Genomic DNA, 21,812 nt, shown 5'->3' with positions numbered 1-21,812 from the left:
TTCCCCTAGGCGGTGTTGCGCGCCCGCGCCAGGTCGCGCAGCGGCGGGGCGCCGAACAGCCGGCTGTACTCGCGACTGAACTGCGATGGGCTTTCGTAGCCGACCCGGTAGCCGGCGGCGGCCACTTCCAGGCCCTCGCTGAAGATCAGCCGGCGCGCTTCCTGCAAGCGCAGCTGCTTCTGGTACTGCAACGGGCTCATCGCGGTCACGGCCTTGAAGCGGTGGTGCAGGGTCGAGGGGCTGAGGTTGACCACCTGGGCCAGTTGCTCGATGCGCAGCGGCTTGCCGTAGTTCTGGTTGATCCAGTCGATGGCGCGGGTGATGCGGTGGGCCTGGCTGTCGGCGATGGCGATCTCGTGCAGGCGCTGGCCCTGGCCGCTGCGCAGCAGCCGGTAGAAAATCTCGCGGAGGATCAGCGGCGCCAGCATCGGGATGTCGCGCGGGCTGTCCAGCAGATGGATCAGGCGCAGCACCGCATCCAGCAGGCTGGCGTCGATACGGTCGACGTAGAGGCCACGGTCGCCGCGCCGGCTGGCCACTTCCATGGGCCCGGCGTCGGAGATCAGTTGGGTGATTTCCGCAGGGTCGATATCCAGCCGGACGCAGAGGTAGGGTGCGTCCGGCGAGGCGTCGATCACCTGGCCGGCCAGCGGCAGGGTGACCGAGACCACCAGGTAGTGCAGCGGATCGTAGATATAGCGTTCCTCGGCCAACTGCACCTCCTTGCGGCCCTGGGCGATGATGCACAGGGCAGGTTTGTGCATGCCGCGCGCCGGCAGGGTGGGGCCGTCGGCGCGAATCAGGGCGAGGGGGTCGACGGCGGTGCCGTAGACACCGTCGCTGGGACAGTGCTCGAGCAGCAACTGCGCCAGTTCGCTCTGGCGCTGGCGCAGTTCGGCGGGGAGATCGACGGAAAGAAGCGGGGTGTTTTCGCTCATGCGGGGACTCGCGGGGGAAACCTTCCCAAGACTAGCGCGCGCCGCGGCTGCAGGCACTCATCGCGATGCGCGTTGGCAGGATCAGGCAAGCATTCGCCAGGAACAGGCAAGCCAGCTCGTCGCACGGGGCGCAAGCGGATGAGAAAAAACCGGAACGCGGCAGTTTCAGGCAAGAACCCGACAGTATCCGTCTACCGATTCCCCGCGCCATCCCCCTAATCTGGCTGGCATGGCGGAATCTCCGTCATGCCGATGGGAAACACATGCAGGGGGACACACCTATGTCAAATCAACAGGCCAGACTGTCATCGGGCGGCATGTCGCCGGAGCGCGCGCCGGGTGCCTTCCGTTCGCGGCCGGTGCGCGACGGCGCGCTGGTCCCCGAGGCGCCTTCCCGTTCGCCTTCCGGCCCCGCCGCGGGCGGCACGCTGGCGCGGCGGACCCATCCCGGCAACTGGTAATCGGAGGCAGGGCACATGCGTCACCCTTACACCCCACAGCGGCCGGCCGGCGTCTTGGCGCCGCCGGCCCTTCCACTCCTGGTGCCGCTTGCGCAGCGGCGAATCCATGTCGAGGAGGCAGAGAGCATGCCAGCGTTCAATCGGGCCAGTCACCTGGTCAGCATTCGCGCCCGCAGCGGCCAGTCGCACCGCCTCGGCCTGCGCCTGCAAGAGCTGGCGCAGGCGGGCCAGGCCGCGCCCGGTTGCCTGCGCTACGAACTGCGCCAGGCGGACGGGGACTCCGACCTGTGGTTGTTGCACAGCGAGTGGAGCGATGACGCGGCCATGCAGGCGTACCTGGCCGGCGACGCCCAGCGGGTCTTCGCCGAGGTGCTCTGGCAAGCGCTGGCGGCGACCCTGGACGTGCAGGAGCGGCCGTTCTGAAACCGGGCGGGCGGATGATGCGGCGCGGCGTCCGCCCGTCCCCCTTGTTCTGGCCTCTCAGCGACCCGGCGTGACCGGCGACTGGTCCGCTCGTTCGTCTTCGACGTCGCGATGTCGCTCGAAGGCGGTCGCCGGCGAGCCATCGGCATTGACCTGCAACACCGCGCGCGGACGGCCGTCCTCGCCAATGAATACCTGGCCGATCCCGGCGCTGTTCCACAGGCGCTCGCCGGCCTGGCTGTGCTGCGGAACGCGCGGGCGGATTTCCAGACTGCGCCGCTGGGTCAGCCAGTTCAGCGGCGACCAGGGCGCATAGAGCCAGCGATTGAGGCGGTCGAACCAGTCCAGCAGGCGTCGCGGGAATTCGTTCTTGATCCCGCTGCTGGTGATCTGCCAGAGCCGGGGCCCGCGCTCGCGATGGCGAATCCGGATGTCGTAGACGAAGGAGTAATGCACGTCGCCGGAAAGGATCAGGTAGTTACCCGGCGTACGCGAGTGGCGGAAGATGTTCATCATCACCGAGGCCGCGCCGCGATGGGCCATCCAGTTTTCCGCATCGACCAGCAGCGGCTGGCCGATCCAGCTGAAAAGCTTCTGTACGCCCTCGATCAGCTTGACCCCGAACATCGGCGCCGGCGACACGATGATCGCCGCCTTTTCGCCGAGCAGGTCCTGCTGGAATTCACTCAGTGCCTCCCAGTCCATCAGCCCGGAGGGCCGGCCCAGGTTGCGCTCGCTACGCCAGCGGCGGGTGCGCGTGTCGAGGACGATCAGGGTCGGGCTGCCAGGCAACCGGTAGTGCCAGTGCTGGAAGTCGAGCAGGGCATCGAGCAGGCGGTCCTGCTCGGCGCAGGGCAGCCGGCCGTCTGCCGCGGCACCCTCCATCAGGGCCGCGACCGGCGCCAGCCATTCGCCGCAATGCTGCGGGTCGTTGCCCCAGCCCTGGCAGAGCAGGTAGGCGAGCAGGGCGTTGCCGATGATCCGCCGGGAGAACGGATGGCCGTAGGCGGTCAGCTCCCAGCGTGCTGAAAGGTTCCAGTCGTCGGTGATGTCGTGGTCGTCGAAGATCATCAGCGACGAGATATGCGCCAGCGCCCGCGCCACGCGGGGCAGGCCATCGCGGAAGGCTTCGATGTGCCGGCGCTCGCCGGCGAAGCGCTGCGCGTGCCGCGCATCCAGCCCCGGCGGCGGTTCCAGCCTGACCAGGCGCCAGGGCGCCGGCGACCAGACCAGCAGGTACATCGCCAGCACCTCGGCCAGGCCGACCAGATGGTTGTGGGCGTTGGCCGAGGTGAAGATCGGCTTCTTCACCCCGCCGAAGAAGCGCTCGCGCAGGGCTTCGTTGGACTCGAAGGCGGGCAGCAGGTCCTCGCGCCGGTAGTAGGTGGCCGGGTGCGCGTAGAGTGCCTCGCTGTCGTTCACCAGTGCGCCTTCCAGGTGTTCGCCGTACAGGCCGAGGCGGTGGATCAACCCATGGATGGCCACCAGCATCGGCCCGGCGACGTCGTCGGCGTAGACCTGGTCGCCGCTCATCATCAACAACGCCGGGCGGCTTTCGGCCTGCAGCAGGTTTTCCTCCAGCAGCCGGTCGACCTGCAGCAGGCCATCGGCCGCTGGGTGATGCGGCTTGCGGCAGGAGCCGTGGAGCAACTGGTCGAGACGTGGCTTGAGCACCAGGCTGGCGCGCTGGCGACCGGGGTAGAGCAGATGCGGCGCCCATTCGGCGATTCCCGCAGGCTCCCGGCCGTCGGCGGCGAGGCGCAGGTCGTAGTCGACCAGGCGGGCGCAGGGCAACGGCGGGTCGAGCGCGACATCCAGCAGGTGCAGCCAGGCATGGGTGCCGATGCGGATGGCCGAGTGGGTTCCTTCCGCGAGGCGGACCCGACGCTCCGCCTCGCCTTCGCTGGCGAGGATCAGTTCGATGGTCGTCGGGCATGACGTGGCCAGCCAGAACACCAGGCGTCCGGGCTCTGCGCGGCGCAGCAGGGGACCGGCCAGGACCAGGGGCAGGGCTTCGTCAGGCGGGGTGTCGTTGGGGAGCGAGGCGGACATTGGTACGGGCGTTGTCGACGCGGCGAAACAAGCTGACGAGTATGCCGCTTTCGGCGGATCGCGGCGTTGCCATTTCGTAAGGAATGACGACAGTCGTCGCGGGATGGCGATCTTCTAATGCCAAAAAGTTAAGTACACCTTAATTAATATTCTTTTTTGCGTTCGAGCTTCTGCGGCATATTGCCTTCCGCGCGGGCCCGGCGGCCTGCCATCGCTGTTTGCGGGAGGGACACGTGCAATCCGACGTCGGCGCCGCCTCCCGCCGATCAAGGTTTCGCCTGCCACCCCGACGCCCGGTGGCGCAGGCTCGTAGCACGAGAGTGCGGAATGGGCATGGATCAGACACGCAATCGCCTCGTCGGCCTGATGTTCCAGAACGACTATTCCTGGCTGAGCGGGCGCCTGCGGCGCTACCTCGGCTGCCCCCACAGCGCCGAGGACATCGCCTCGGAAACCTTCCTCAAGGTCCTTGCCCTGCCGGACCCGGCAAGCATCCGCGAGCCGCGCGCGCTGCTCACCACCATCGCCCGCCGGCTGATGTACGACGGCTGGCGGCGCCAGGACCTGGAACGCGCCTACCTGGAAAGCCTGGCCGGGCTTCCGGAGGCCCTCGCGCCGTCCGCCGAGGAGCAGGCCCAGGTGGTGGAAACCCTGCTGCGCCTGGAGCGCATGCTCGCCGGGCTGTCGCCGAAGGCCCGCGCCGCCTTCATCCATAGCCAGATCGGCGGACTGACCTACGTGGAGATCGCCGGCTTGCTGGAGGTTTCCGTCAGCCGCATCCACCAGTACATGGTCGAGGGCTTCAAGCAGTGCTACCAGGTGCTTGCCGAATGAGCCAGGGAAGGCGAGAACGCATCCTCGACGAAGCGGCGCAGTGGATGGCGCTGCTGCAATCCGGCCATGCCGGCGCCGAGGAGCGCCTGGCGTTCCAGCAGTGGCGCCAGGCCGATGCCGAGCACGGTGCGGTGTTCGACCGGCTCAGCCTGGGCTTGCAGTCGTTTCGCGACGAGCCCCTGCACGGCTTGCGCGCCGAGCAATTGATCGGAGCCCTCGAGGCGCCGTCCGCCCGTCGCCGGTTTCTCCAGCGCAGCCTCGCCCTGGCGGCGTTCGGCGTGGCGACGCTGGCGCTGGGGCGGATCGGCATCGTCGGCTTCCCCTGGCCCGGCGACCTGTACACCGGCACCGGACAACGCCAGAGCTTCCGCCTGGAGGATGGCAGCCAACTGGTGCTGGACGCGCGCAGCCGGGTACGCCCCGAATTCGATGGCTACCGGCGTCGCCTGCGCTTACGCGAGGGCCGCCTGCTGGTTGACGTGGCACGGGATCCGGCGCGGCCTTTCGTCGTCGACACCGGGCGTGGCCAGGTCGAGGCGCAGGGAACCCGCTTCCAGGTCAGCGATGACGGCGCCAGCTCGCGAGTGGTGGTGCTCGAGTCGCGGGTGCGGATCACCACTGCCGACGGACGGCAATGCCTGTTGGAGCGCGGCCAGAGCGCCCGTTTCGACGCCTCGGCGATTCTCGCCCGAGGTCCTGCCGAAGGCGGCGAGAGCGCCTGGCTGGATGGCCGGCTGGAGGTCCGCGACCGCCCGCTGGGGGAGGTGCTGGAAGCGTTGCGCGCCTATCGCCGCGGCATCATCAGCGTCGCCGACGACGCGGCGGCGCTGCGCGTCAGTGGCATCTACCCGCTGGACGACAGCGGCGCGGCGCTGGCATTGCTGGAGCAGAGCCTACCGATCCGGCTCGACTACCACGGGCCCTACTGGGTCAGCATCGCCAGCCGCTGAGGCGCGCGCCCGGCGGCGAGCCGGGCGGCGCGACGCTTCAGAACGGCTTGGTCGGCAGGTACTTGCCGTCGAGGGTGATCACCGCCCGCGAGCCGCCTTCCGGGTCCTCGACCTTCTTGATGTCCAGCTTGAAGTTGATCGCGCTGATGATGCCGTCGCCGAACTGTTCGTGGACCAGCGCCTTCAGGGTGCTGCCGTAGACTTGCAGCATCTCGTAGAAGCGATAGATGGTCGGGTCGCTGGGAATGCCGCCGGGAATGCTGCCGCGCAGCGGGATGCTTTGCAGCAGGAGCACCGCGTCGTCGTCCAGGCCGAGTTGGGCGGCGACCTTGCGCGCCGCCGCCTCTGGCAGGGCATGCTGGCCGAGCAGGGCGGCGGTGACGAAGGTCAGGGCGAGACCGGTGCCGTCGGCCAGGTCCTGCCAGGACAGGCCCAGGCGGGCCTTGTTCAGGACCACGGTCTCGGCCAGTTGCTGGCGCGCGTTGGGGGACACTTGGCTGTGTTGCATGAGATGACTCTCCTTGCGGGTGGTTGTGAGGGAAGGGATTCAGGCGACCGCCTGCCCGGGTTCGCCGCCTACCGCGCGCACTTCGGGATGCTCGGCGAGGGAGACGAAGCGCCGGCTGGCGCCGTCGAGGGCGTCGATGCGGCCGCTTTCGATGTCGTAGACCCAGCCGTGCAGGTTCAGCCGACCCTGCTCCAGGGCGCGGGCGACGCAGGGGTGGGTGCGCAGGTTGGCCAGTTGGGCGATCACGTTGTGCCGCACCAGGGCGTCCAGCCGCGCCGCCTCGGAGGCGTGTTCGTGGGCGCTGTTCATCGCCCGTGCGGCCTCGGCGTGGTGCAACCAGCCGGCCACCGCCGGCAGCTGGTCGAGACAGGCGCAGGAAGCGATGGCGCCCATCGCGCCGCAGTCCGAGTGGCCGCAGACCACGATGTCGCCGACCCCGAGCACCGCCACCGCGTATTCCACCGAGGCGCTGACCCCGCCGGGCTGCGGCCCGTAGCCGGGGACGATGTTGCCGGCATTACGGATCACGAAGAGTTCGCCGGGCTCGCGCTGGGTCAGCAGTTCGGGGACCACCCGGCTGTCCGAGCAGGCGATGAACAGTGCCTTGGGGGCTTGCCGGGTGGCCAGGGACTTGAACAGTTGCGAGCGCGCCGGGTAGGCGTCGCGCTGGAAGCGGAGAAAGCCGTCGATGATGTCACGCATGGCGCTGGGCTCCTGGCCGTCGAATGGTGGGGCCAGGATGCGCGGATTGAGCCATAGGGTCCAAGACCGGTTTATTATTCCAGTCATTGGTCTGGTCTATAGTTGGATGTTTCCATGCTGCTTCGCCACCTGCGCTACCTGCTCGCTGTCGCCGAGCATCGCAACTTCACCCGCGCCGCCGAGGCGCTGCACGTTTCGCAGCCGACCCTGTCGCAGCAGGTGCGGCAACTGGAAGAGCAACTGCGCGTGCAATTGCTCGACCGCTCCGGCAGGAGCGTGCGTCCCACCGATGCCGGCGAGCTGTACCTGCTTCATGCGCGGCGTGCCTTGCGCGAGCTGGAAGCGGCGCAACGAGCGATCCACGAGGTGCGCGACCTCAGTCGCGGCCGCCTGCGCCTGGGCATGACGCCGACCTTCACCTGCTATCTAGTGGGCGCCCTGGTGGATCCGTTCAATCAGCGCTATCCGGGCATCGAGTTGAGCCTCGAGGAGTTGCCCCAGGACGCCCTGGAGGCGGCGCTGATCGACGATCGCCTGGACCTTGGTGTGGCCTTCAGCGAGCCGGGTTCGGTGGAGATCGACAGCCAGCCGCTCTACCTGGAGCGCCTGGGCCTGGTGCTGGGGGCGGAACACCCGGCGGCGGACGCGCCGCTGGCCGCCGCAGCGCTGGCGGAGTTGCCGTTGGCGTTGTTGCGCGACGACTTCGCCACGCGCCGGCACATCGACGCTTACCTGCGCCAGCAAGGGGTGACGGCGCGGGTGGCGCTGGAGGCGAACTCGATCAGCGCCATCGTCGACGTGGTTCGCCGCGGAAGACTGGCCAGCATCCTGCCGGAGGCGGTGGCGCGCCAGCAGGCCGGGTTGCGCTGCGTGGCGCTGCGGCCGGCGTTGCCGACCCGCCAGGTAGCGCTGTTCTGGCGCCAGGGCAGCCACCCCGGTGCCGCGCGCCTGGCCTTCCAGGCCCTGGCGCTGGAACTCGGCGCCGAGCTGGGCGACGCCTGAGCGGGATCAGCCGCGACTCGGCTGCAACGCCGCGGGTTCCTCACGGCGCAGCCGCAAGGCCAGGGCGGCGCCGAACAGGGCGAGCAGGGCGCTGAGCGCGGTCACCCATTCGATGCCGCGCGCCTGGCTGGCCAGCAGGCTGGCGGCATCGGCGCCGCGCACCTGGGCGTTGGCCAGCGCCACCAGCAGGGCCAGGCCGAGCGCGCCGCCGATCTGCTGGGTCATCGAGGCCATCCCCGAGGCGACGCCCTGTTCGGCGGGATCGACGCCGCTGGCGGCGCTCACCCACATGGCGGTCCAGGTCATGCCCTGGCCGATGCTGAGGATCACGATGGCTGGCAGCAGCGCCAGGAAGCCGCGCCCCAGCGGCAGGCACGCTGCCAGCAGGCCGAGCCCGAGTGCGCCCAGCAGCAGGCCGGCGACCAGCGTCGCGCGTGCCCCGTGGCGGGCCAGCAGGCGCTCGGCGACGCGGATACCGAGGGTGCAGAGCAGAGTCGCCGGGAGGAACGCCAGGCCGGTCTGCAACACGCTGTAGCCGTACACCGACTGGAAGTAGATGGCCAGGAAGTAGTACTGCACGCCGTAGCTGCTCATGAAGATCGCGGTCAGCAGCATCGCCACCTGCAGGTTGCGGTTGCCCAGCAGGCGCAGCGGCATCAGCGGGTCGCGGCTGTAGTGTTCGATGGCGAGGAACGCCAGTAGCAGCGGGACGGAAAGGTAAAGTCCGAAACGTACCGAGGGCGCATCCCAGCCCGCCTCGGGGCCCTGGACCAGGGCGAAGACCAGCAGGGTGGCGCCGGCGGTGACCGTCAGCGCGCCGGCCAGGTCGAAGCGCCGACCGCGCTGGCGCCGGGCGTCGGCCGGGATCAGGCGCAGGGCGAGCAGCGCCGCGGCGCCGGCCAGCGGCACGTTGACCAGGAAGATCGAGGCCCAGCCGAACAGCTCGGTGAGCGCGCCGCCGAGCGCCGAGCCGAGGGCCAGGCCGAACGCCGAGGCGATGCTCCAGATCGCCAGGGCACGATTGCGCGCCGGGCCCTCGGCGAAGTGATTGCCGATCAGCGCCAGGGTCGCCGGGAACAGCAGCGCGCCACCCAGGCCCTGCACGGCGCGGGCGAGGATCAACGGCAACTCGCTCTGGGCCAGGCCGCCCGCGAGGGAGGCGAGGGCGTACAGGCTTTGCCCGAGGACGTACATGCGGCGCCGGCCGAGCAGGTCGGTGGCGCGCCCGCCGAGCAGGAGGAAGCCGCCGAAGGCCACCGTATAGGCGCTCACCACCCATTGCAGGCGTTGCGCCGAAAAATCCAGCGCCCGGCTGATTTCCGGCAGGGCGACGAACACGATGGTGGCGTCGAGGGCGATGATCAGTTGCGCGCAGGCGAGCAGGGCGAGCATCCAGTTGGAAGGGGCGGCACGGTCCGTCACGGCGGGACTCCTGGTCTGGGTTGGGCGCGGCCAGTGTTTCTCATGCTGGAATCGTGATAAATAGCCTCTCCGTCCTTTCACTGATGAAAATAATCATCGATGAGATCGCCATGGACCTGAATGCCGTCAAGTTGCTCGCCCGCGTGGCCGAGACCCGTAGCTTCACCCAGGCCGCCGTTTCTCTCGGTCTGACCCAGTCCGGCCTGTCGCGCGCCATCGGCCGGCTGGAAGCCGAACTCGGCGTGCGTCTGCTGCACCGCACCACCCGCAGCGTCAGCCTGACCCCGGACGGCCAGCTGTTCTACGAGCGCTGCGCACCCTTGCTGGCGGAACTGGAGGAAGTCGAGAAGTTGCTGGTGGACCGCCAGTGCGCGCCGAGCGGTCCGCTGAAGATCACCACCCCGCAGGCGCTCGGGCGGATCGTGATCATGCCGGTGCTGCGCGAACTGACGCGGCGCTACCCGCAATTGCAGATCGAGGCGGCGATGACCGATCGCCTGGTCGACCTCACCGAGGAAGGCTTCGACGCCGCCGTGCGTCTCGGTCGGGTCGGCGACGTGCGCCTGATCGCCCGGCCATTGGCGGCGTTGCGCTGGGTCACGGTGGCGTCGCCGGAATACCTGCGCAGTCACGGCACGCCGGAGCGCCTGGAGCAACTCGCCGGGCACAACTGCCCGACGGTGCGCGACCTGCACACCGGCAAGCTGCTGGAATGGCAGTTCCAGCGCGACGGCCAGCTGCTGAGCCTGGCGGTGCGCGGCGACCTGGTGCTGGACGTGGCCGACGCGCTGGTCGACGCGGCGCTGGTCGGCCAGGGCATCGTCCAGGTGATGGGCTTCATGGCCGAGGAGGCGATCCGCCGGCGTCGACTGGTACGCATCCTCCAGCCGTTCGAACCGCCGCTGTGCCCGGTGTCGCTGATCTACCCGCCGTCGCGGCAGTGCTCGCTGAAGATCGGCGCGCTCTACGAGGAACTGAAGAGCGCGCACTGGTGCGGGGCGCTGACGTACTGACCCGAGGGCGGCAGGGCGGATAACGCCGTGTTCGGACCGGCGGATAGCCGCAAGCGGCTATTCGCCCTACACGGGGCAAGGCCGGTAGCGGAGCTGGGGGAAGCTTTTTGGGTAGGGCGAATAACGCCGGAGGCGTTATCCGCCGCTATGCCTATTCGCCCGCGCTTATAAGCTCAGAACAAAGCGTTCCAAGCCTGCCCTGCAAATCTCCCGCGCTCATCGCTCATCCCCTGGAAACCATGTTTTCGGGGGGAACCGAACGATGCCGCACCATGCTCCATCCACACGCCTGCCTTCCAGCCTGGCCCTGGCCGCGCTGCTCGCGGCGGCCTACGCCGCGCCGCCGGAGGCACGTGCGGAGACGCCCGCGCCCGCCGCCAAGGCGCTCACCTTCGACGTCGCCGCCGGCCCGCTGGACCAGGTGCTGCTAGGCATCTCGCGGCAGAGCGGCTTGCTGATCTCCTTCGAGCAGTCGCTGGTGCGCGGCCGGCAGGCGCCGGCGGTGCGCGGTCCGCTGAGTGTCGACCAGGCCCTGGAACAGGCCCTGCGCGGTAGCGGCCTGCAGTTCCGCCGTTCCGAGCGCGGCGCGGTGATTTCCGCCGCGCCGCTGCGCGCGGCCGTACCGGCGGCGAAGGTGCAGCCGCTGGCGGCGAAAGCGGAGCAGACCCTGGAGCGGGTGGTGGTGACCGGCTCGCGGATTCCCCGCGCCCAGCAGGAAGGGCCGTCGCCGGTCACGGTGATCAGCAGCGAGGAAATCCAGAACCGTGGCTACCGCAACGTCTTCGAGGCCTTGCAGACGCAGACCCAGAACACCGGCATGACCCAGGGCGAGGACTACGGCAACACCTGGCAACCGGCGGCCAACGCCCTCAACCTGCGCGATCTCGGCCCCAACCACACGCTGGTGCTGATCAACGGCCGGCGCGTCGCCGACTACCCGACCGCCTATGGCGGCTCGGTGAACTTCACCAACCTGGCGAACATCCCGGCGGTCATGATCGACCGCATCGAGATCCTCAGCGGCGGCGCCTCGGCCATCTACGGCTCGGATGCCATCGCCGGGGTGGTCAATATCGTCCTGAAGAAGAAATTCGATGGCGTCGACGTCAACCTGCGCGCCGGCACCACCGAGCGCGGCGGCGGCGACAACCAGCGCCTGCAACTGGTCGGCGGCGGCGCGACGGGCGACTTCGAAGGCCTGTTCGGCCTGCAGGTCGAGCAGCGCCAGCCGGTCTGGGCCAACCAGCGCGGTTTCATGGACAGCTACCCGGACGGCAACAACGTCGGCTACCGGCTGAACCCGCAGAGCGGACGCTACCTCGGCGACGCCTCCTGCGCCGGCCTCGGCGGCCTGTTCGGCGGCAACGTGGCGCCGGTGCCGGGCGCCAGGGGTGGCTATCGCTGCATGACCGACCAGTACTACAACAACTACTGGACCCTACAGACCAAGAAGGAAAACTACGACGGCTACGCCGGCGGCACCTGGCACCTGAGCGACAGCGGCAAGCTGTTCGCCGACCTGCTGTTCGGCTTCGACCACCTGCAGAACAATACCCGCGGGCCGTCCTTCACCTCGCCGGACTTCATCAATGCCTCCAGCGGCGACCTGGAGCGCTGGTACCGGCTGTTCTCGCCCGAGGAGATCGGCGGCAAGAGCAGCAACAACAGCAAGTGGCGCGAGGTGTCCTGGACCGGCACCCTCGGCTACAGCGACCACGTCGCCAATACTTCCTGGGAATACGAACTGGCCGCGACCCGCTCCGAGTACCGCAGCGACCGCACTACCCGCTACACCCCGGCGGCCGGGATCCTCGACCTGTACCTGGGCCGCAAGCTCGGCGAACGCGACGGCTACCCGGTCTACGATCCCGATCCGGCGCGCCTCGGACGTCCGCTGAGCGAGGAAGAGTGGCGCAGCCTGCGGCGCAACGTGACCCAGCACAGCGAGTCCTACTCGCAGACCTACAGCTTCACCGGCAACGGCGAGCTGTTCGACCTGCCGGCCGGCCCGGTGGCCTTCGCCGGCGTGCTGGAGGTGGGCAAGCAGGGCTACAGGATCCGTCCCGACTCGCAATACAACGACGGCTCTCTCTACAACGTCTCCAAGGCCAGCAGCTCCGGCGGCTCGCGCGACCGTTACGCCGCCGGCGGCGAATTCAGCATCCCGCTGCACGACACGCTGCTGGCGTCCGCCGCCGGCCGCTGGGACCAGTACAGGTTCAGCGGTCGCACCGAGGAGCAGACCACCTACAACCTGGGGCTGGAGTGGCGCCCGCTGACCAGCCTGCTGCTACGCGGCAGCTACGGCACCAGCTTCCGCGCGCCGGACCTGAACTACATCTACCAGGCCGACGCCAACGGCTACTACCCGGCGCAGAAGGACTACTACGGTTGCGAGAAAGGCGTCGACGGCGCCTGCAAGAACGGCCGGGTCGACTACGTGCAGAGCGGCACGCCCGACCTGAAGTCCGAGCGCGGGCGCTACTGGAGCTACGGCTTCGTCTGGTCGCCGTCGAGCAGGTTCGACTTTTCCGCCGACTACTACCACATCCAGATCGATGACCTGCTGACCACCCTCGATCCGGACAAACTGCTGCGCGACGAGGCGGCCTGCCGTAGCGGCGGGCTCGATCCGGACTCGGCGCAGTGCCGCGACACCCTGGCGCGGGTCGAGCGCAACGCCGGCGACGCCAGCGTCGATCCGAATCGCCTGAACAAGGTCTACGTCAATGCCATCAACGCGGCCAAGGAGCGCACCAGCGGCATCGACCTGCGCAGCAACATCCGCTGGGGCGCCGGTGACTACGGCGCCTTCTCCTCGACCCTCGGCTACACCCTGGTGTTGTCCCACGACTACAAGCAGTCCGACGACTACCCCAGCGAGAACCAGCGCGACAGCCTCGACTCCCACGACTGGCGCAGCAAACTCAACGCCAGCCTGACCTGGGACTACGCACAGTTCACCTCGACGCTCTTCGCGGTGCGCTACGGCAGCGTTACCAACGCCGCTGGCAGCGGGCGCCTGAGCCCGTGGACGGTGTTCAACGCCAGCGCCCGCTACCGGCTCAACGAACGCGCCAGCGTCGGCCTGACGGTGAACAACCTGCTCGACCAGATCAAGGAGGACGACTCCGATGGCTGGCCGTACTATCCCACCGGCAACTACGACGCCATGGGCCGCCAATGGTGGCTGGACTTCAGCTATCACTTCGGTGGTTGAGCCATGCCCGGACGCATCCTGGTCTTCGCTTGCTGCCTGCTCGCCAGCCTGGCCCGCAGCGAGCCGCGCCATGCCATCACGCTCTACGACGAGCCGGCGAAATATCCGCCGGGTTTCCAGCACTTCGACTTCGTCGACCCGCAGGCGCCCAAGGGCGGCAGCCTGCGGCGGATGGAAAGCGGCAGCTTCGACACGCTGAACCCCTTCGCCAACCGCGGCACGCCGATCAGCATGACCCAGGCCGCGCTGATCTACGAAACCCTCGGCTTCCAGTCACTGGACGAGCCGTTCACCGAATACGGCTACCTGGCGCGCTACATCGAGAAAGCCCCGGACAACAGCTGGGTGCGTTTCCATATCGATCCGCGGGCGCGCTTCAGCGACGGCGTGGCGGTCACCGCCGAGGACGTGAAGTTTTCCTTCGATAGCCTGGTCGAGCAGGGCAGCCCGTTCTGGCGCGCCTACTACAAGGAGGTCCGCGAGCCGGTGGTGGAGGATCGCCTGCGCATCCGCTTCGATTTCCGTCATGCCGGCAACCGCGAGCTGCCGCTGGTGCTGGCCCAGCTCTACGTGCTGCCCAGGCATTGGTGGCAGGGACGCGACTTCAACCGCAGCAGCATGCAGCCGCCGCTGGGCAGCGGACCTTACCGGCTGGAGAAGGCCGAGGCGGGGCGTTCGGTGAGCTACCGGCGCAACCCCGACTGGTGGGCTCGCGACCTGCCGGTCGGGCGTGGCCTGTACAACTTCGAGCGGATCCGTTTCGACTACTACCGCGACAGCGGCGTGGCCTTGCAGGCGTTCAAGGCCGGGCAGGCCGACATCAATGTCGAGACCAGCGTCAAGGCCTGGAGCAGCGGCTACGACTCGCCGGCCCTGCGCGATGGCCGGTTGCGCCAGGAGAGCTTTCCCTACCCGTACCCGGCCAGCCTCCAGGGCCTGGTGTTCAACCTGCGCCGGCCGCTGTTCGAGGACCGCCGGGTACGCCAGGCGCTGAGCCTGTTGTTCGACTTCGAATGGACCAACCGGCAGCTCTTCGGCGGTCGCTACAAGCGCCTGCGCAGCTATTTCGACAACTCGGAGATGGCCGCTCGCGGCCTGCCCGGCGCCGACGAACTGGCCTTGCTGGAGCCGCTGCGCGGGCAAATCCCCGAGGAGGTCTTCGGCCAGGCCTACGCTCCGCCGGTGAACGACGGCAGCGGCGATATCCACGAGCGCCTGGTGCAGGCCTACCGCCTGCTCGGCGAGGCCGGCTGGCATGCCGTCGACGGGCGCCTGCTGGATACCGCCGGACGGCCGCTGCGCTTCGACCTCCTGCTCCAGGGCAAGGGCCTGGAGCGCGCGCTGCTGCCGTTCCAGCGCAACCTGGCGCGGATCGGCATCGATATGCGCCTGCGCCAGGTGGACGCTTCGCAATACATCGAGCGCATACGTGCGCGGGACTACGACATGATCGTTTCGAGCTTCTCCCAGTCTAATTCGCCGGGCAACGAGCAGTACAGCTTCTGGCATTCCTCCAGCTACGCCGATCCCGGCGGCTACAACCGCATCGGCCTGAAGGACCCGGCCATCGACCGGCTGGTCCAGGCGGTGGTCGAGGCCGACTCGCGGGCCGCCCTGGAAACCGCCGTGCGCGCCCTCGACCGGGTGCTGCAATGGGGCTACTACCTGATCCCGACCTGGTATTCCGACGAGGTCTGGATCGCCAGCTGGAATCGCTTCGGCCGACCGCCGCAGGCGCCGCGCTACAGCCTGGGGCTGAACACCTGGTGGAAAGTCCGCGAGCGGGCCGCGCCGAGCCGGGAGGCGCAGTGACATGGGCGGCTACCTGTTGCGCCGCCTGGCGCTGATCCTGCCGACCCTGCTGGGCATCCTGCTGATCAACTTCGCCATCGTCCAGGCCGCACCCGGCGGGCCGGTGGATCAGGCCATCGCGCGCCTGCAGGGCGTCGACGGCGGCGGTCCGCTGGGGCGTGGCGGGGAGGGTGGGCATGGCGCTCTGGAACCGCAGCGCCACGGCGAGACCGGCATCGATCCGCAGCTGGTGGCCGCCCTGGAGCGCCAGTACGGCTTCGACAAGCCGCCGCTGCAACGGCTCTGGCTGATGCTGTCGAGCTACGCCCGGCTGGATTTCGGCGAGAGCTTCTACCGCGACGCGCGGGTCATCGACCTGATCGCCGAGAAGCTGCCGGTCTCGCTGTCCCTGGGCTTGTGGGCGACACTGATTACCTACCTGGTGTCGATTCCCCTGGGGGTGGCCAAGGCGGTGCGCCACGGCAGCGCCTTCGACCTGTGGAGCAGCGCGCTGGTGGTGGTCGGCTATGCGGTGCCCGGCTTCCTCTTCGCCATCGTCCTGATCGTGCTGTTCGCCGGCGGCAGCTACCTGGACTGGTTCCCCCTGCGCGGCCTGGCTTCCGAGGGCGCCGAGCGCCTCGGCCCGCTGGCGCGCTTCGCCGATTACCTCTGGCACCTGGCGCTGCCGGTGGGTTCGCTGGTGGTCGGCGGTTTCGCCACCCTGACCCTGCTGACCAAGAACAGCTTCCTCGACGAGATATCCAGGCAGTACGTCGCCACCGCTCGCGCCAAAGGGCTCAGCGAGCGCCGGGTGCTCTACGGCCATGTGTTCCGCAACGCCATGTTGCTGGTGGTGGCCGGGCTGCCGGCGGCGCTGGTCTCGGTGTTCTTCACCGGGTCGCTGCTGATCGAGGTGCTGTTCTCCCTCGACGGCCTCGGCCTGATGGGCTACGAAGCGGCGCTCGGCCGCGACTACCCGGTGGTGTTCGGCAGCCTGTTCATCTTCACCCTGCTCGGGTTGCTGGTGAAGCTGGCCGGCGACCTGGCCTACAGCCTGGTCGACCCGCGCATCGACTTCGCCGCGAGGAGACAGTGAGATGGCCATCGTCCTTTCCCCGCTGCACCGCCGCCGCCTCGCCGCGTTCCGCGCCAACCGCCGCGGGCGCCTGGCCCTGCTGCTGTTCCTCGCGCTGTTCGTCACCTGCCTGTTCGCCGAGCTGATCGCCAACGACCGCCCGCTGCTGCTGGAATACCGTGGCCAGTGGTTCCTGCCGGTGCTGCGGGACTATCCGGAAACCGCCTTCGGCGGCGAGCTGCCGTTCCCGCCGGACTACCGCGGCCGCTTCATGAGCGAACGCATCGCCCGCGACGGCTGGGCGCTGTGGCCGCCGACCCGCTTCGACGCGCGCAGCATCAACTACGCGCGCCCGGCGCCGGCGCCGCCCTCGGCGGAGAACTGGCTGGGTACCGACGACCAGGGCCGCGACGTGCTCGCGCGGGTGATCTACGGCTTGCGCCTGTCGATTCTCTTCGCCCTCGGCCTGACCCTGGCCTCGTCGTTGCTGGGAATCTGCGCAGGCGCGGTGCAGGGCTACTACGGCGGCTGGATCGACCTGTTCGGCCAGCGCTTCATCGAGGTCTGGTCGGGTCTGCCGATGCTTTACCTGCTGATCATCCTCGCCAGCCTGGTGCAGCCCGGGGTCGGCTGGCTGCTGGCGATCATGCTGCTGTTCTCCTGGACCAGCCTGGTCGACGTGGTTCGCGCCGAGTTCCTGCGCGGTCGTCACCTGGAGTACGTCAAGGCGGCGCGGACCCTCGGCCTCGGCGACGCCGGGGTGATGTTCCGGCACATCCTGCCCAACGCCATGGTCGCGACCCTGACCTTCCTGCCGTTCCTGCTCTGTGGCGCGGTGACCACCCTGACCGCCCTGGACTTCCTCGGTTTCGGCCTGCCGCCCGGCTCGCCGAGCCTTGGCGAACTGGTCGGGCAGGGCCGCGACAACCTCCAGGCGCCCTGGCTCGGGCTGACCGTGTTCGTGGTCCTGGCGACCTTGCTCAGCCTGCTGGTGTTCATCGGCGAAGCGGTGCGCGACGCCTTCGATCCGAGGACATGAGATGAACCGGGAACTGTTGCGAGTGGAAAACCTGAGCGTCGCCTATGGCGACACGCAGGTCGTGAAGGGGATCGACTTCAGCCTGCGCGCCGGCGAGACCCTGGCCCTGGTCGGCGAGTCCGGCTCCGGCAAGTCGCAGACCGCCCACGCCCTGCTGCGCCTGCTGCCGGGCGCGGCGCGCCTGGGCGGCAGCGTGCGCCTGGACGGCGAGGAACTGCTCGCCCTGTCGCCGCAGGCATTGCTGGCGATTCGTGGGCAGCGCATCGGCATGGTGTTCCAGGAGCCGATGACCTCGCTCAATCCATTGCAGCGCATCGGCCGCCAGGTCGGCGAGGGCCTGCGCCTGCATCGCCGCCTGCGTGGCGCCGCGCTGCGCGGGCGGGTACTGGAACTGCTCGAACTGGCCGGCCTCGAGCAGCCGCGACGCCTGCTCGAGGCCTATCCGCACCAGCTCTCCGGCGGCCAGCGACAGCGAGTGATGCTGGCCATGGCGCTGGCTTGCGAGCCGCAACTGCTGATCGCCGACGAACCGACCACGGCTCTCGACGTCACCGTGCAGAAACGCCTCCTGGAGCTGTTGCAAAGCTTGCAGCGACGGCTGGGCATGGCGATCCTGCTGATCAGCCACGACCTCAACCTGGTGCGCCGGGTCGCCGATCGGGTCTGCGTGATGCGCGATGGCCAGATCGTCGAGGAGAACGCCTGCGAGACGCTGTTCCGCTCGCCCCGGCATCCCTACACGCGCCTGCTGATCGAGGCCGAGCCGGGTGGGCTGGCGGAGCCGGTGGCGTGCCGCGAGACCTGCCTGGAGGTGCGCGCGCTGAGCCTCGACTACCCCGCGCCCGGCGGCTGGCTGCGCCGGCGCGCGGGACTGCGCGCGGTGCACGAGGTCAGCCTGCGGCTGCGCCGTGGCAGCACCCTGGGGATCGTCGGCGAAAGCGGTTCGGGCAAGTCCTCCCTCGGCCAGGCGCTGCTGCGCCTGTTGCCGGCCGAAGGGCAGATCCTGTTCCAGGGCGAGCGCCTCGACCGGCTGCACGGCAAGCGCCTGTTGCCATTGCGCCGGCAGTTCCAGGCGGTGTTCCAGGACCCCTACGGCAGCCTCAACCCGCGCCTTAGCGTGGAACAGATCGTCGGCGAAGGCCTGCGTATCCATGGCATCGGCGATGCCGGCGAACGCCGCGCGCGGGTGCTGGAGGCACTGCGCGAGGTCGGTCTCGACGAGCCTTGCCTGGAACGCTATCCCCACGAGTTTTCCGGCGGCCAGCGCCAGCGCATCGCCATCGCCCGCGCGCTGGTGCTGAAGCCGGCGCTGATCCTGCTCGACGAACCGACCTCGGCGCTCGACCGCAGCGTGCAGTGCCAGGTGGTCGAGCTGCTGCGTCGGTTGCAGCGTCGCCACGGGCTGAGCTACCTGTTCATCAGCCACGACCTGGCCGTGGTACGCGCCCTGGCCCACGACATCCTGGTGCTCAAGGACGGCCGGGTGGTGGAGCAGGGCAGCGCCGCTGCGCTGTTCAGCCAGCCGCGCCACCCCTATACCCGCGAGTTGCTCGGAGCGATACCCGCGCTGCGCCTGGAAGAGCACCTGCGGGTGGCCGGGCTGGGAATCTGAGGCGGGAAACCATGCTGACTCTAAGGATGTTCCGAAAGGTTCTTTCCAGACGCCCCGGCGCTTTTCTTAAGATCGGCCTGCGGGCCCGTCAGGGACAAGGAGCCATGTCGGCTTCCGGGTCCGTCCGATCGATTGGGGGAATGCGATGAGTTCGTTACCGTTGTACTTCGATTACGCCGCCACCACGCCCGTGGACGAGCGCGTGATCCGGGCCATGGTGGAGTGTCTCGGCTACCAGGCGTGTTTTGGCAATCCCGCGTCGAATTCCCATGCCTACGGCCGCCAGGCGCGGCGGGCAGTGGAGCGGGCCAGGGAGCAGGTGGCCGCGCTGGTCGGCGCCAGCGCCGGGCAGATCGTCTGGACTTCCGGCGCCACCGAATCCAACAACCTGGCCCTCAAGGGCGTGGCCCAGGCGCTGGACGCACCCGGCCACCTGATCACCAGTCGCCTGGAGCACAAGGCGGTGCTGGACACCGTGCAGCAACTCGCCGATGACGGCTGGAGCGTGACCTGGCTGGCGCCCGGCACCGATGGCCTGATCCGGCCGGAACAGGTGGAGGCGGCCTGGCGCGCCGATACCCGTCTGGTGTCGCTGATGCGGGTCAACAACGAACTCGGCACCCTGACCGACATCGCCGCCATCGGCGAACGGGTGCGCGAGCGCGGCGCGCTGTTCCACGTCGACGCGGCGCAGGCCAGCGGCAAGGTGGAGATCGACCTGGGCCGCCTGGCGGTGGACCTGATGTCGTTCTCCGCACACAAGACCTACGGGCCCAAGGGCATCGGCGCGTTGTACGTCGGGCCGCGCGCCGAGCGGCGGCTGAAGGCGCAGATCCACGGCGGCGGACACGAGCAGGGCCTGCGTTCCGGGACCCTGGCGACCCACCAGATCGTCGGTATGGGCGAGGCCTTCGCCCTCGCCGGCGAGCTTTTCGAGGAGGAGGGCAGGCGCATCGCCGGACTCCAGCGGCGTCTGCTGGAGGGGCTGGCGCAGATCGACGGCTGGCGCCTGAACGGCAGCGCCGACGCACGCATCGCGCATACCCTGAACCTGACCTTCGACAACCCGGCCTTTGTCCCCCAGGCACTGGAGTCCAGCCTGGCGCTGTCCAGCACCTCGGCCTGCAACTCGGCGCGGCCGGCGCCGTCCCACGTGCTTCTCGCCCTCGGCCACGATGCCGCCAGCGCTGGCCGCAGCGTGCGCCTGAGCCTCGGTCGCTACACCCGCGAGGCCGACGTCGACGCGGCGGTGGCCGCCCTCAAGGCCGCGGCGGATAGTGGCGCGCCGGCGTGGCAGCCGTTCCTCGGGGTATCCAGGGCAGGCTGAGCGGCCGGCTCGACCCGCCCTCGCCGAAGCCAGGGGCTGCGGATAACCGCGAAGCGGTTATTCGCCCTGCGGCGCCAGGGGCTTTTCGTCTTTGCCGCCATTTCCCGGCAATGTGCGCTTGGCGGATCATCCAGGTTGGGTATCATGCGTCGCCATTCCCATCCACCGCCGACGGAAGTCAGGCTTTGCCTGCGTGAGCCCAATGGACGATCTCTCCCCCGATTCCGCCTTGCCGCCTGCCGGCAGCGCCCAGGACAACGACGCGCCGCGCCAGTTGGTGGTCTGCATCGACGGAACCTCGAACCGCTTCGGCGACCAGCCGACCAACGTGGTGCGTCTGTACCGCTCGCTGTCGCGCGATCCGCGCAGGGTGCTGGCCTACTACGACCAGGGCGTCGGCACCTTCGGCCTGAAGGAAACCCTGTTCGAGTGGCAGAAGTTTCCCTCGCGGATCGCCGGCCTGGCCTTCGGCTGGGGGCTCAAGCGCAACGTCGAGGGCGCCTATCGCTTCCTCGCCGAGCACTACCGGCCCGGCGACCAGATATTCCTCTTCGGCTTTTCCCGCGGGGCCTACGCGGTGCGCGTGCTGGCCGCGATGCTGCGCGCGGTGGGCCTGATCGATGCGCACCAGCCGCACCTCTTCGACTACGCCTGGACCCTGCTCACCACCCGCATGCCGCCCCGCGACGAAGACAAGCGGGCCGGCACGCGTCGCCGCGGACCGGACTTCGGCCTGCTGGGACGCTTCCGCAAGGTCTTCGGCCGGCAGGTGAAGGTGCACTTCCTCGGCCTGTTCGACACCGTGACCTCGGTGGGCTGGGTCTACGACCCGCTGACCGTGCCGTATTCCTCGAACAACGAAATGGTCGACGTGGTCCGCCAGGCCCTGGCCATCGACGAATGCCGCTGCTTCTTCCGGCAGAACCTCTGGTTCGGCGAGAAGGACCGCAAGTCCGACGTGTTGCAGGTGTGGTTCCCCGGCATGCACTCCGATGTCGGCGGTGGCTATGCGCCGAAGGACTCGCGGCTGGCTCTGGTGGCCTTTACCTGGATGCTCGGCGAGGCGCTGGAGGCCGGCCTGCATGTCGACCCGGCGCGCAGCCGCGACCAGTTGCGCGCACGTTCGAAGCAGGGCCCGGACCCGACCGCGCCGATCCTGCCGGTGATGACCCGGCCCTGGCGCCTGGCCGAGTGGCTGCCGCTGCTGGTCTGGGACCGCCGCAGCGGCAACCGCGCCTGGCGCTGGTCGCGTGGCCGGCCGCGCTCGCGGCCGCTGGAACCGGTCGGGCAGGAAACCCGGGTCAAGCTGCACCGTTCGGTGCAGCGGCGGCTGGACGAATGCCCCGACTACCGGCCGTGCAACCTGCCAGCGCTGGAACGCTGCGACCTCATCGACGATTCGCCGTTGCTCGACGGCTACCGCTAGCGGCTGGCCGCGATCGC

The 21,812-nt window shown here is 69.0% G+C and carries 17 protein-coding genes; 12 read left to right on the top strand and 5 right to left on the bottom strand.

From position 1 onward, the window contains the following. Positions 1–5: 5 nt before the first annotated feature. A complete protein-coding gene (cmrA, locus tag LJF27_RS24220; protein WP_003106506.1) occupies positions 6–938 on the bottom strand; it encodes an AraC family transcriptional regulator CmrA in 933 nt (310 codons plus the stop codon). A 587-nt stretch (positions 939–1,525) separates the two neighbouring features. On the opposite strand from cmrA, the gene LJF27_RS24215 reads away from it, so the two are divergent. Then, entirely contained in the window at positions 1,526–1,822 is a 297-nt protein-coding gene (locus LJF27_RS24215) for an antibiotic biosynthesis monooxygenase family protein (protein WP_003118540.1), read from the top strand. Between the two features lie 57 nt (positions 1,823–1,879). Here the strand turns inward: LJF27_RS24215 and LJF27_RS24210 are convergent, their stop codons facing one another. Beyond that, complete coding sequence (locus LJF27_RS24210) at positions 1,880–3,874, bottom strand: alkaline phosphatase D family protein (RefSeq protein WP_003118538.1); 1,995 nt, start codon at positions 3,872–3,874, stop codon at positions 1,880–1,882. Between the two features lie 327 nt (positions 3,875–4,201). Between LJF27_RS24210 and LJF27_RS24205 the strand changes: the two genes are divergently transcribed. Together LJF27_RS24205 and LJF27_RS24200 are read left to right on the top strand one after the other, a co-directional pair. Beyond that, positions 4,202–4,708: a sigma-70 family RNA polymerase sigma factor gene (locus LJF27_RS24205; RefSeq protein WP_003088700.1), complete on the top strand. Its 507-nt coding sequence runs from the start codon at positions 4,202–4,204 to the stop codon at positions 4,706–4,708. Continuing rightward, positions 4,705–5,658: a FecR family protein gene (locus LJF27_RS24200; RefSeq protein ID WP_003107078.1), complete on the top strand. Its 954-nt coding sequence runs from the start codon at positions 4,705–4,707 to the stop codon at positions 5,656–5,658. The genes LJF27_RS24205 and LJF27_RS24200 overlap by 4 nt, the downstream gene beginning before the upstream one ends. 37 nt (positions 5,659–5,695) lie before the next feature. Here LJF27_RS24200 and cynS read toward each other — a convergent pair whose 3' ends face one another. Together cynS and cynT are read right to left on the bottom strand one after the other, a co-directional pair. Next, on the bottom strand, positions 5,696–6,166 hold the full coding sequence (gene cynS, locus LJF27_RS24195; RefSeq protein ID WP_003088707.1) for a cyanase: 471 nt from the start codon (positions 6,164–6,166) through the stop codon (positions 5,696–5,698). A gap of 39 nt (positions 6,167–6,205) precedes the next feature. Then, on the bottom strand, positions 6,206–6,868 hold the full coding sequence (cynT, locus tag LJF27_RS24190) for a carbonic anhydrase CynT (RefSeq protein ID WP_003107081.1): 663 nt from the start codon (positions 6,866–6,868) through the stop codon (positions 6,206–6,208). Between the two features lie 114 nt (positions 6,869–6,982). Between cynT and cynR the strand changes: the two genes are divergently transcribed. Continuing rightward, positions 6,983–7,870 carry a transcriptional regulator CynR gene (gene cynR / locus LJF27_RS24185; protein ID WP_003114874.1) on the top strand — a complete coding sequence of 296 codons (888 nt, stop codon included), beginning with the start codon at positions 6,983–6,985 and terminating at the stop codon, positions 7,868–7,870. Between the two features lie 6 nt (positions 7,871–7,876). On the opposite strand, the gene LJF27_RS24180 is transcribed toward cynR, so the two are convergent. Then, on the bottom strand, positions 7,877–9,262 hold the full coding sequence (locus LJF27_RS24180; RefSeq protein WP_049877510.1) for an MFS transporter: 1,386 nt from the start codon (positions 9,260–9,262) through the stop codon (positions 7,877–7,879). A gap of 140 nt (positions 9,263–9,402) precedes the next feature. Here LJF27_RS24180 and LJF27_RS24175 point away from each other — a divergent pair, with 140 nt between their 5' ends. The 8 genes from LJF27_RS24175 (at position 9,403) to LJF27_RS24140 (ending at position 21,795) form a co-directional block, all read left to right on the top strand. Next, on the top strand, positions 9,403–10,305 hold the full coding sequence (locus LJF27_RS24175) for a LysR family transcriptional regulator (protein WP_023116588.1): 903 nt from the start codon (positions 9,403–9,405) through the stop codon (positions 10,303–10,305). 262 nt (positions 10,306–10,567) lie between these two features. Further along, complete coding sequence (locus LJF27_RS24170; RefSeq protein WP_009876340.1) at positions 10,568–13,525, top strand: TonB-dependent receptor; 2,958 nt, start codon at positions 10,568–10,570, stop codon at positions 13,523–13,525. Positions 13,526–13,528: 3 nt separating this feature from the next. Beyond that, complete coding sequence (locus tag LJF27_RS24165) at positions 13,529–15,337, top strand: extracellular solute-binding protein (RefSeq protein WP_023116586.1); 1,809 nt, start codon at positions 13,529–13,531, stop codon at positions 15,335–15,337. Position 15,338: 1 nt separating this feature from the next. Then, positions 15,339–16,412 (top strand): microcin C ABC transporter permease YejB, encoded by a 1,074-nt coding sequence (locus LJF27_RS24160; RefSeq protein WP_023086306.1) that lies wholly within the window; start codon positions 15,339–15,341, stop codon positions 16,410–16,412. A 1-nt stretch (position 16,413) separates the two neighbouring features. Next, complete coding sequence (locus LJF27_RS24155; RefSeq protein ID WP_023116585.1) at positions 16,414–17,430, top strand: ABC transporter permease; 1,017 nt, start codon at positions 16,414–16,416, stop codon at positions 17,428–17,430. Between the two features lies 1 nt (position 17,431). Beyond that, positions 17,432–19,042, top strand: a complete 1,611-nt coding sequence (locus LJF27_RS24150; RefSeq protein ID WP_010792375.1) for an ABC transporter ATP-binding protein — start codon at positions 17,432–17,434, stop codon at positions 19,040–19,042. Positions 19,043–19,187: 145 nt separating this feature from the next. Then, positions 19,188–20,369 (top strand): aminotransferase class V-fold PLP-dependent enzyme, encoded by a 1,182-nt coding sequence (locus LJF27_RS24145; protein ID WP_023116584.1) that lies wholly within the window; start codon positions 19,188–19,190, stop codon positions 20,367–20,369. A gap of 202 nt (positions 20,370–20,571) precedes the next feature. Beyond that, positions 20,572–21,795: a DUF2235 domain-containing protein gene (locus LJF27_RS24140; RefSeq protein ID WP_003088736.1), complete on the top strand. Its 1,224-nt coding sequence runs from the start codon at positions 20,572–20,574 to the stop codon at positions 21,793–21,795. Positions 21,796–21,812 lie beyond the last annotated feature (17 nt).

Source organism: Pseudomonas sp. 203-8, from assembly GCF_020708595.1.
GTDB lineage: Bacteria > Pseudomonadota > Gammaproteobacteria > Pseudomonadales > Pseudomonadaceae > Pseudomonas > Pseudomonas aeruginosa.
This window is presented reverse-complemented; position numbering and strand designations above follow the sequence as displayed.